Origin of the sequence: uncultured Agrococcus sp. (assembly GCF_945915485.1) — a bacterium.
Lineage (GTDB): Bacteria > Actinomycetota > Actinomycetes > Actinomycetales > Microbacteriaceae > Agrococcus.
Map to the genome: position 1 here is coordinate 1 of NZ_CAMEFJ010000087.1, position 10,410 is coordinate 10,410.

The following is a 10,410-nucleotide window of genomic DNA, read 5'->3' on the forward strand; positions in this document are numbered from 1 at the left end:
TCATTCAACGCAACAACACCACGATGCTCACGAAACACAACACCGTCACTGAGCGCTCTTTCGATGGTCTCGTCGAAGTTCGCAGTCTCATCCTCGCAGTCACGAACGACCCTGCTGTTGCCCGGCCACGCCGCATAGACACAGGATTCGACCTGCACCGGGGCGACCGCCGGCCCTCCCGACGCGTAGTCGTCGACCTGCGCATCCCCACCGCCCAACGGCTGACGGATGAGTTGCTCGCCTGTCGCGATGACAACGTGCGGATGCTCCGCTCCCGGATGCTGCAGCTGTGCACCGCGAGGAACGCTGGCAAGCGCTTGTGGCAGGAATACCGTACCCGAGTCCGCGTCCAGCGCTACGGGTTCCTCCCCGACTGCGGTGATCTGGAGCTCGGATGCCTGGCCGAGTTCTTCCCGCTCGCTTTCGATTGCGGGCGCAAATCCGTCAGGGGCGGACTCCCACGTATACGCCATCGAGTCTTCCGCCGAGACGGCGTGCACATTGCCTTCCTCGTCCGCCGTAGCTGCGCTTCCTTGTCCGAGCACTGCGAGGGGATCCTGATCCTCGAAATCGAAAAAGCCGACGCGGTCCACGGACATCGCCCAGAGCCGACCGTCCAGCGGATCCAAAACCGTGACGGTACCTCCGCGAATCGTCACGGCAACGTCGCCGGGAAGGGCAACGCTGCCTCGGAAGATCGCTTGCCCGGTGTCAACCGGATTGAGGTTGTGGTTCTCGCGGTCGATGACGAGGACCGTGCCATCGTTCTGCACGACATCGAAGTTGTCGGATGCGATCGACAAGCCCGCATCCAGTTCCTGCGCCTGGTAATTGAGGTGGCCGACCTCGCTCCTCTCGAGGTTCGTCACCCAAACGCCACCGTCGTGCATATCGACGTCGGTCGTAGTGAATCCCGGGTGCGTGAATGCCATGACACCGAGGCCGACAGCGGCCGCGGTGATGATGCCGATGGATGCGGCTGCGCGCTTCCTCTCCTTGATGAAGCGCAGCACCCCGAACACCCAACCCTCGTCGCACGAAACAGTCACTCGACACGTACTGAGGCTGCAGCCTCGTTACCGTGTTTTCTACGCGAACAAGGATAGCCGATGCATCCTGTGCGGGTGAAGCGGCTAGTTGGTATTCACGAAGGGTTCAGCGCGCCGAAGCGCAGTGGTTATCAGTCCTCGTTCAACCCGTAGCGTTCGCGGTGCTCCGCCAGTTCGGCGTCGTAGCGCTCGCGCTGCTTGCGCCCGCGCCTGCCGACAATGCCACCCAGCCAAATCGGCACCTCGCGAGCGAGGACGAAGGCGATGATCGCTACCGGCGCGAAGACACTCTCCCTGATGCCCTCACGAGTAAACGTGAGAATCTCGCCGAAGCCGGCGTCCCATCCGCCGTTCGCTTCGAAGTTCAACCCGACGACGGTCGCAGCGTACACGAGCAGGGCGACGATGAATCCACCCAGCACGTGCGCCCACCAGCCGGCGCGATTCACGATCAGCGTCAGGATGATGTAGCCGATCAGGAACGCTGCGGAAGCGAAGAGCAGGCTCGGGAGGAGCCACAGCTCGACGATCACATTCGGGTCGAACGTTTCCGGGCTCGTCACGAGGAACAGGTAGCCGTAGATCAGGACCCCGAAGAGGCCCGCGAACACGACCGTCGACAGCAGCGCTACCGAAAGACCCGTTCCGCGCGCACCGCGCTTGCGCGGTGCTTCTGGCTCCTCAACGAACTGCGTCGCCTGCTGCTGCGCCACGAATCGAGCGGTTGCGTCGGCCTCCGGCTCCGTCTGCACGGTCTCTTCCGGGGTCGGCTCCGTCTCGAACTCGACGGCGTCCATTGCTCGAGTCGACTCGTCGACGACGACGGTCTCCTGCTCGTCCACCGCAACGGTGTCCTCAGCATGCGCTTCGGCAGCCGGTTCCTGCGCCGCATCCTCGTGCACGGCATCTGCGAGCGGCTTCTCTTCGTCTCCGCTCACAGCACGCTCTGCCTCTTTCGCGTCTTCGATCGCGCGCTCGCGACGACGAAGGCTGAGCTGGGGGCGTGCCGGTTCGACCAGCTCGGGCGAGGAGTCGGCATCCATCTCATCCATTTCGCCGGTCGGGTTGTCACCCCGAAGGCTCGAGGGGAGGACGACTCGGGGCTCCACCTCGGCGTCCGGCGCAGGCGCACTCGCGGGTGACGGCCGGTACTCGGCGGTCGAGGGGGAATCGTCGCCGTCGAACGCGGCCTGCCAGGCACGCTGCTGCTCCTCGTGCTGTGCTGCGTCATCCTGCCGCTCGTCGGCCACCTCGCCTTCGGGCCGGGTCGTTTCGTTCGCAGACTCTTGCTCGGCTGCCGACGCGTCTTCGGTTTCGGCACGGTTCTCACCGAAAAGCCGGTCGCGCCAGCCCTGGGGCTGATCGTTCTGGTCGGTCACGGCGTCTCCCTAACAGCTGTTCACTGCTGCCCCTCCCTGACATCGCCAGACTGGACAGCGCTTTCCATACGGATTCTAAGGAGTATCGGGGGTGCCGAACCTGAGGCGCGCCTGTACGCGCGGAACTGCTCCGAGCGTTACCGAGGCGCCGAAGAGCCCGCGCGGGCTGTTTCGCGCGGGCTCTCGGGGGGTCTCAGCGCTCAGTGATCGTGATCGCCTTCCTCGTCGTGATCGTGCGCTCCCGCCTCCGGCAGTTCAGCCGTGGACACGACGAGTTCATTCGGTGCGTGCGGCAATTCGCCGGAGCGGACGACTTCACCGCTCGCGTAGTCGACCACGTGGATCGTCTGCGTCTCGGGGTCGGTCACGTAGACGAATCCGTCGTGCTCTGCGATGGCCGGGTGGGCGCTCTGCCACTCCTCCGGCGCGGTCCACGCCTCGATCACGGGGATTGTCGCTGTCAGTTCTCCCGATTCCTCGTCGAAGACCCGCAACGAACCATCCGTGCCGAGGACCAACGCCGAAGCATCCATGCCTCGTGCGAGTCCGCGCCAGGTGTAGGTCGACTCCGTATCCACGATCTGCATCGATTCGGCTTCCGTGTCGATCAGGGCGATATCACTCAACTCGTTGCCCGCTTCCGGATCATTCTTGTAGTCACCGAGGACGATCTCGGAGCCGTCCACCGAAAACGCGTTGCCTATCCGGCCGAAGTCGTCCGGCGCATCGATCTTGTGGAAGTGGTCTCCGTGCAGAATCAGCACACCGTCCTCGCAACCCGCGACGACGTTGTCGCCGACGGTCGTTTCGCCATGGATGCCGGGGCACTGATCGGACTCGGCCACCACCTCGTCGTTCGCATCCAGCAGAACCGCTCCGTCACGACCGTCCTCGTTCCCCGTCGTCACGAACAGCATGTCGTCGCCGACGGTCACCGCCACTCCGTGGTGTGCCTCGGGTGCCCGATACTCGCGAACCGTATGGACGTGACCGTGGTCGATGGCTTCGCCCCAGTCGTCGCTGTGGAGGACGGTTACGTCACCGGTCCCGTCGTCGAAGAGGATCGTGTTGCCGTCGTGGTTCACGACATGAGCGGGGGTGTCCGCTTCGATCAGCAGATCGGTGAGTGCCGGCTCCACGGCGTAGGAGTGCGTGTGGTCCCCGTGGGGTTCCGTCCAGGTGCCGGCATCCAGCACTTGCCACCCGCCCTGCGTCGAGACGAGCACGTGGCGTCCGTCGCCGGCAACGTTGATGCGATTGAAGCCGTCGATCTCGAGCTCCGCCACCGTTTCGAGGCTCGCAGCATCGATCACCATGACGCCGCCGTCATACGTCATGACGAGCCGCGACTGGGGCCCCTGGGTCTCTTCCGCTCCTTGCTCCTCGCTCGTGTGGTCTTCATGGTCCTGATCGTTGTCACTGTCTTCAGCTGGTGAGGCGCTGCACCCGGTCAGGGCGAGCGCGGCCACGAGCGACACTCCTGCGGACGCGCGCAAACGCGATTTGGTCAAAGTTGCCATAGTTGTGCAATCCCCCTGCGGGGTTGCTCCTTTCTACGCTGCCCGCCATCAACGGCGGGGTTCATGTATTGATAATGGTAACGATTATCAATAACTAGTATTGCATGAACTCGCGGCAGCTACGCAACTCTGGCGGGCTACGAACAGACGGGCGATACGACGAAGCCCCCGGCAGGATCCTGGTGGATCCAGCCGGGGGCTCGTTTCGCCAGCGCCTAGGCGTTACACGAACTTGCCGGGCTCATCGCCGAACGACTCACCAGCGGTGAACGTGTCGAAGTCGACGAAGTCGAGGCTCTCGTCATTGACATCCCAGGTGTCCGAGAACAGACGGTTCGGGTAACGCTCCGCCTTCGCCTCCTCGGTCGCCTCGACCGAGACATCGCGGTAGCGCGAGAGTCCTGTTCCGGCCGGGATCAGCTTACCGATGATGACGTTCTCCTTGAGACCGACCAGCGGGTCACGCTTTCCGTCCATCGCGGCCTGCGTGAGCACGCGCGTCGTCTCCTGGAAGGAGGCCGCCGACAGCCACGACTCGGTCGCGAGCGAAGCCTTGGTGATACCCATGACTTCCTGACGAGCACTTGCCGTCTTCTTGCCGTCGACGAGTGCGCCGCGGTTGACGTCGTTGTAGTACGTACGGTCGACGAGCTCACCGGGAAGCAGCGTGGTCTCGCCGTGGTCGACAACCGTCACCTTGCGCAGCATCTGACGAACGATGACCTCGATGTGCTTGTCGTGAATCGGCACACCCTGCGAACGGTAGACGTCCTGGACGCCCGACACGAGGTGCTTCTGCACTTCGCGGATGCCGCGGATGCGCAGCACCTCCTTCGGGTCGATAGAACCGACCTGCAGCTGCTGGCCCTGCTCAACGTGATCGCCGTCGACAACCTCGAGGGTTGCACGCTTCAGCACGTTGTAGCTGATCTCCTCATCGCCGTTGTCGGGCGTGATGATGACCTTACGGCTCTTCTCGTCCTCTTCGATGCGAACTCGACCGGCGACCTCCGCGATAGGCGATGCGCCCTTCGGGGTACGCGCCTCGAACAGTTCGGTCACACGCGGGAGACCCTGCGTGATGTCGGACGCACCCGCGGAACCACCGGTGTGGAAGGTACGCATCGTCAGCTGGGTACCGGGCTCACCGATCGACTGGGCAGCGATGATGCCGACGGCCTCACCGATGTCGACGAGCTTGCCGGTCGCGAGCGAACGCCCGTAGCAGGCCGCGCAGACACCGACACTCGACTCGCAGGTCAGAACGGAGCGCACCTTGACGCTCTCGACACCCGACTTGATGAACGCGGTGATCTTCACGTCGCCGATGTCATCGCCTGCGGATGCCAACACGGATCCGTCAGGCGCCACGACGTCGGAAGCGAGGTTGCGTGCGTACGCCGTCGACTCGACGAGCTCGTTCTGCACGAGAGTGCCGTCGACGTTCTCGGCGATCACGAACTCGAGACCCTTCTCGGTGCCGCAGTCGTCTTCGCGGATGATGACATCCTGCGAAACGTCGACGAGACGACGGGTCAGGTAACCCGAGTCCGCGGTGCGCAGAGCGGTGTCGGCCGAACCCTTGCGGGCACCGTGCGTCGCGATGAAGTACTCGGCGACCGAGAGGCCCTCTCGGTACGACGACACGATCGGACGCGGGATGACCTCACCCTTCGGGTTCGTCACAAGCCCTCGCATACCGGTGATGTTCCGGATCTGGATCCAGTTACCGTTCGCGCCGGCCGTAACCATGCGGTAGATCGAGTTGTCGCGATCGAACGCCGCCTCGGTCGCCGCCTGCACGTCGTTCGTAGCCTTCGTCCAGAGCTCCGTGAGGTCCTGGCGACGCTCGGCGTCCGACAGCAGACCGCGGTCGAACTGCGACTGGATCTTCGTAGCGGCATCTTCAGCCGTCGCGACGATCTCGGCCTTGCCGGAAGGCGTGATGACATCCGACAGCGCAACCGATATACCCGAACGGGTCGCCCAGTAGTAACCGGCATCCTTGATGCGGTCGAGCGTTGCCGCGACCTCGGTCTTCGTGTAGCGCTCGGCAAGCGCGTTCACGATCGACGACAGCACCGACTTGGTGGTCGTCTCCTCGACGAACGGGTAGTCGGCGGGCAGCTGCTCGTTGAACAGAGCGCGTCCCAGCGTCGTCTCGACCAGCAGCGGCTCACCCTCGACATAGCCCTCGGGGCGTGCGCTCTCGGGCAGCGCAATCTCCTTGAAACGCAGCTTGATCGGGGCGTTGAGGTCCAGGGATCCCTGGTCCATCGCCATGATCGCCTCGCTTATCGAGGAGAATGCGCGGCCGTTGCCCTCGGCTTCCGGCTTGAGCGTCGTCAGGTGGTGCAGACCCGAAACCAGCTCGTGCGACGGCAGCGTAACGGGGCGGCCGTCAGAGGGCTTCAGGATGTTGTTCGAAGCGAGCATGAGAACGCGAGCCTCGGCCTGCGCCTCGACCGACAGCGGCAGGTGAACAGCCATCTGGTCACCGTCGAAGTCGGCGTTGAATGCGGCACACACGAGCGGGTGCAGCTGAATGGCCTTACCCTCGACGAGCTGCGGCTCGAACGCCTGGATGCCCAGACGGTGCAGCGTGGGTGCACGGTTCAGCAGCACGGGGCGCTCACGGATGATCTCTTCGAGAACATCCCACACCTGCGGCTTCGAACGCTCGACCATCCGCTTCGCGTGCTTCACGTTCTGCGAGTGCTGCAGGTCGATGAGGCGCTTGATGACGAACGGCTTGAACAACTCGAGCGCCATCTGCTTCGGCAGACCGCACTGGTGCAGCTTGAGCTGCGGACCGACCACGATGACCGAACGGCCGGAGTAGTCGACGCGCTTACCGAGCAGGTTCTGACGGAATCGACCCTGCTTGCCCTTCAGCATGTCGCTGAGCGACTTCAGGGCGCGGTTACCCGTTCCCGTCACGGGGCGACCGCGACGGCCGTTGTCGAACAGCGCGTCAACGGCTTCCTGCAGCATGCGCTTCTCGTTGTTCACGATGATCTCGGGAGCACCGAGGTCGAGCAGGCGGCGGAGGCGGTTGTTGCGGTTGATAACGCGGCGGTAGAGGTCGTTCAGGTCGCTGGTGGCGAAGCGGCCACCGTCGAGCTGCACCATGGGGCGAAGCTCCGGCGGGATGACCGGCACGACATCGAGGACCATTGCGGCCGGCCTGTTGCCGGTCTGCAGGAACGAGTTGACGACCTTGAGGCGCTTGATCGCACGGATCTTGCGCTGGCCCTTCCCCTCTGCGATCTGCGTGTGCAGTTCGTCAGCGGCGGCCTGGAGGTCGAAGTTCTCGAGGCGGCGCTTGATCGCCTCGGCGCCCATGTAGCCCTCGAAGTAGTCGCCGAAGCGGTCCTCGAGCTCGTGGTACACGGCATCCTCTGCCTTCAGGTCGCCGACCTGGAGGTTGCGGAACTCGTCGAAGACGCGCTCGAGCAGACGGATCTGCTCCTCGCCCGCCTTGCGAATGGCCGCTTCGTCCTTCTCGGCCTCGGTACGCGCCTTCTTGATGGCGTCGGCCTTGGCACCGTCTGCCTCGAGCTGTGCGAGCAGCTCCTCGGCCTCCTTCATGCGTGCCGCGATGTCGGCGTCTGCGCGCTTCTGCGTCTCGGCGATCTCGAGGCGGATTTCCTGCTCGAGACCGGGGAGGTCCTCGTGGCGGCCCTCCTCGTCGACATCGATGACCATGTAGGCGGCGAAGTAGATGACCTTCTCGAGGTCCTTCGGCGCCATGTCAAGGAGGTAGCCGAGGCGGCTCGGAACACCCTTGAAGTACCAGATGTGCGTCACAGGAGCTGCGAGCTCGATGTGGCCCATGCGCTCGCGGCGGACTGCGGACTTCGTTACCTCTACACCGCATCGTTCACAGATGATGCCCTTGAAGCGCACGCGCTTGTACTTGCCGCACGCGCACTCCCAGTCACGGGAGGGTCCGAAGATCTGCTCACCGAACAGACCGTCCTTCTCCGGCTTCAGCGTGCGGTAGTTGATGGTTTCGGGCTTCTTGACCTCACCGAACGACCATCCGCGGATGTCGTCGCCGGTCGCGAGGCCGATACGGAGCTCGTCGAACGTGGTTGCGTCGATCACTTACGTGTTTCCCTTACTTCTAGCTGTTCAGCCGGATCTAGACTTCGTCGATGGACGAGAGTTCCGGGCGGGAGATATTGATGCCGAGCTCTTCGGCCGTGCGGAGCGCTTCGTCCTCGTCATCGCGGAGGCTGACGACGTCGCCGTTCGCGTTGAGCACCTCAACGTTCAGGCAGAGCGACTGCATCTCCTTCATGAGCACCTTGAACGACTCCGGGATGCCGGGCTCCTGGATGTTCTCGCCCTTGACGATGGACTCGTAGACCTTGACGCGGCCGACGATGTCGTCGGACTTCACGGTCAGGAGCTCCTGCAGCGTGTAGGCGGCACCGTATGCCTCGAGTGCCCACACCTCCATCTCACCGAATCGCTGACCACCGAACTGCGCCTTACCACCGAGCGGCTGCTGGGTGATCATCGAGTACGGACCGGTCGAACGCGCGTGAATCTTGTCGTCGACCAGGTGGTGCAGCTTCAGGATGTACATGTAGCCGACCGAGATCGGGTACGGGTACGGCTCACCGGAGCGGCCGTCGAACAGGCTCGCCTTGCCCGAGCCGTCGACGAGTCGCTGACCGTCAGCGGTCGGGAGCGACGAGTCGAGCAGGCCAATGATCTCGTCCTCGCGAGCACCGTCGAACACGGGAGTCGCAACACGAGTGCCAGGGGTGGCTTCGAACGCATCCTGGTGCAGGTTCTCTGCCCATTCCGGCTTACCGTCGACCTTCCAACCGGTCGCGGCGATCCAGCCGAGGTGAGTTTCGAGCACCTGACCGAAGTTCATGCGCTTCGGGATGCCCAGCGGGTTCAGCACGATGTCGACGGGGGTTCCGTCGGCCAGGAACGGCATGTCCTCCTCCGGGAGGATCTTGGCGATAACGCCCTTGTTGCCGTGGCGGCCCGCGAGTTTGTCGCCCTCCGTGATCTTGCGCTTCTGCGCGATGTAGACGACAACCTTCTCGTGTACGCCCGAACCGAGCTCGTCGTCGCCCTCTTCAGCGTTGAACTGCTTGACGGCGATAACGGTTCCCTGCTCACCGTGGGGCACCTTCAGCGAGGTGTCGCGAACTTCGCGGCTCTTCTCGTTGAAGATCGCACGGAGCAGACGCTCTTCTGCGCTGAGCTCGGTCTCGCCCTTCGGCGTGACCTTTCCTACGAGGATGTCGCCGGGCATGACTTCTGCACCGATGCGGATGATGCCGCGCTCGTCCAGGTCGGCCAGGAGATCCTGCGAAACGTTCGGCAGATCACGCGTGACCTCTTCCTTACCGAGCTTCGTGTCGCGGGCGTCGACCTCGTACTCCTCGATGTGGATCGAGGAGAGCACGTCGTCCTTCACGAGGTTCTGCGACAGGATGATCGCGTCCTCGTAGTTGTGGCCCTCCCACGGCATGAATGCCACGAGCAGGTTCTTGCCGAGCGCGAGCTCGCCGCCGTCCGTTGCGGGGCCATCGGCGATGACCTCGCCTGCCTCGATGCGCTCACCGGCCGAAACGATAACGCGGTGGTTGTAGTTCGTGCCCTGGTTCGAGCGCTCGAACTTGCGCAGGTAGTAGCTCTCGGTGCCGCCCTCGTCGAGCTGCACCGTCACGACGTCTGCCGAAACCTCTGCGACGACACCGGGGTTCTTCGCGGTGATGACGTCGCCCGCGTCGATAGCGGCGAAGCCCTCCATACCGGTACCGACGAGCGGCGCGTCGCTGCGGAGCAGCGGCACTGCCTGTCGCTGCATGTTCGCCCCCATCAGGGCGCGGTTCGCGTCGTCGTGCTCGAGGAAGGGGATGAGGCTCGTCGCAACCGAAGCCATCTGGCGGGGGCTGACATCCATGTAGTCGACGCTGTCGGGCTGAACGAGTTCAACCTCGCCGCCCTTCTTCCGAACGAGCACGCGCTCGGTGATGATCTTGCCCTTGTCGTCGAGCTCGGTGTTGGCCTGCGCGACGACGAAATCGTCCTCATCGCTCGCCGTCAGGTAGTCGATGTCCTTGGTGGCGACACCGTTCACGACCCGTCGGTACGGCGTTTCGATGAAGCCGAACGCGTTGATGCGACCGTACGTGGCGAGACGACCGATGAGACCGATGTTCGGGCCTTCCGGGGTCTCGATGGGGCACATGCGACCGTAGTGCGACGGGTGAACGTCACGTACCTCGACGCCCGCGCGCTCGCGCGACAGACCGCCGGGGCCGAGCGCCGAAAGCGTACGCTTGTGCGTCAGACCCGCGAGCGGGTTGTTCTGGTCCATGAACTGCGAGAGCTGGCTCGTGCCGAAGAACTCCTTGATCGCGGCCGAGACAGGGCGCACGTTGATCAGGGTCTGCGGCGTGATCGCCTCGATGTCCTGCGTCGACA

4 protein-coding genes and 1 pseudogene are annotated in these 10,410 nt (G+C 63.9%); all 5 read right to left on the reverse strand.

What is annotated here, in order from left to right:
• A pseudogene (locus tag Q0O95_RS11605) lies at nt 1-1,049 on the reverse strand (hypothetical protein); the annotation flags it as partial.
• 131 nt (nt 1,050-1,180) lie between these two features.
• Nucleotides 1,181-2,428: a hypothetical protein gene (locus Q0O95_RS11610; RefSeq protein WP_293698772.1), complete on the reverse strand. Its 1,248-nt coding sequence runs from the start codon at nt 2,426-2,428 to the stop codon at nt 1,181-1,183.
• A 200-nt stretch (nt 2,429-2,628) separates the two neighbouring features.
• Complete coding sequence (locus Q0O95_RS11615) at nt 2,629-3,948, reverse strand: hypothetical protein (protein WP_293698775.1); 1,320 nt, start codon at nt 3,946-3,948, stop codon at nt 2,629-2,631.
• A gap of 222 nt (nt 3,949-4,170) precedes the next feature.
• Nucleotides 4,171-8,058, reverse strand: a complete 3,888-nt coding sequence (gene rpoC, locus Q0O95_RS11620; protein WP_293698778.1) for a DNA-directed RNA polymerase subunit beta' — start codon at nt 8,056-8,058, stop codon at nt 4,171-4,173.
• A 37-nt stretch (nt 8,059-8,095) separates the two neighbouring features.
• Nucleotides 8,096-10,410 (reverse strand): DNA-directed RNA polymerase subunit beta (locus Q0O95_RS11625; protein ID WP_293698781.1); only part of this gene is annotated, 2,315 nt, incomplete at its 5' end.

What these genes read in the sequence shown, in the direction of transcription:
- Q0O95_RS11615 (WP_293698775.1), bottom strand. Translation starts at nt 3,948, where the DNA reads ATGGCAACTTTGACCAAATCGCGTTTGCGCGCGTCCGCAGGAGTGTCG.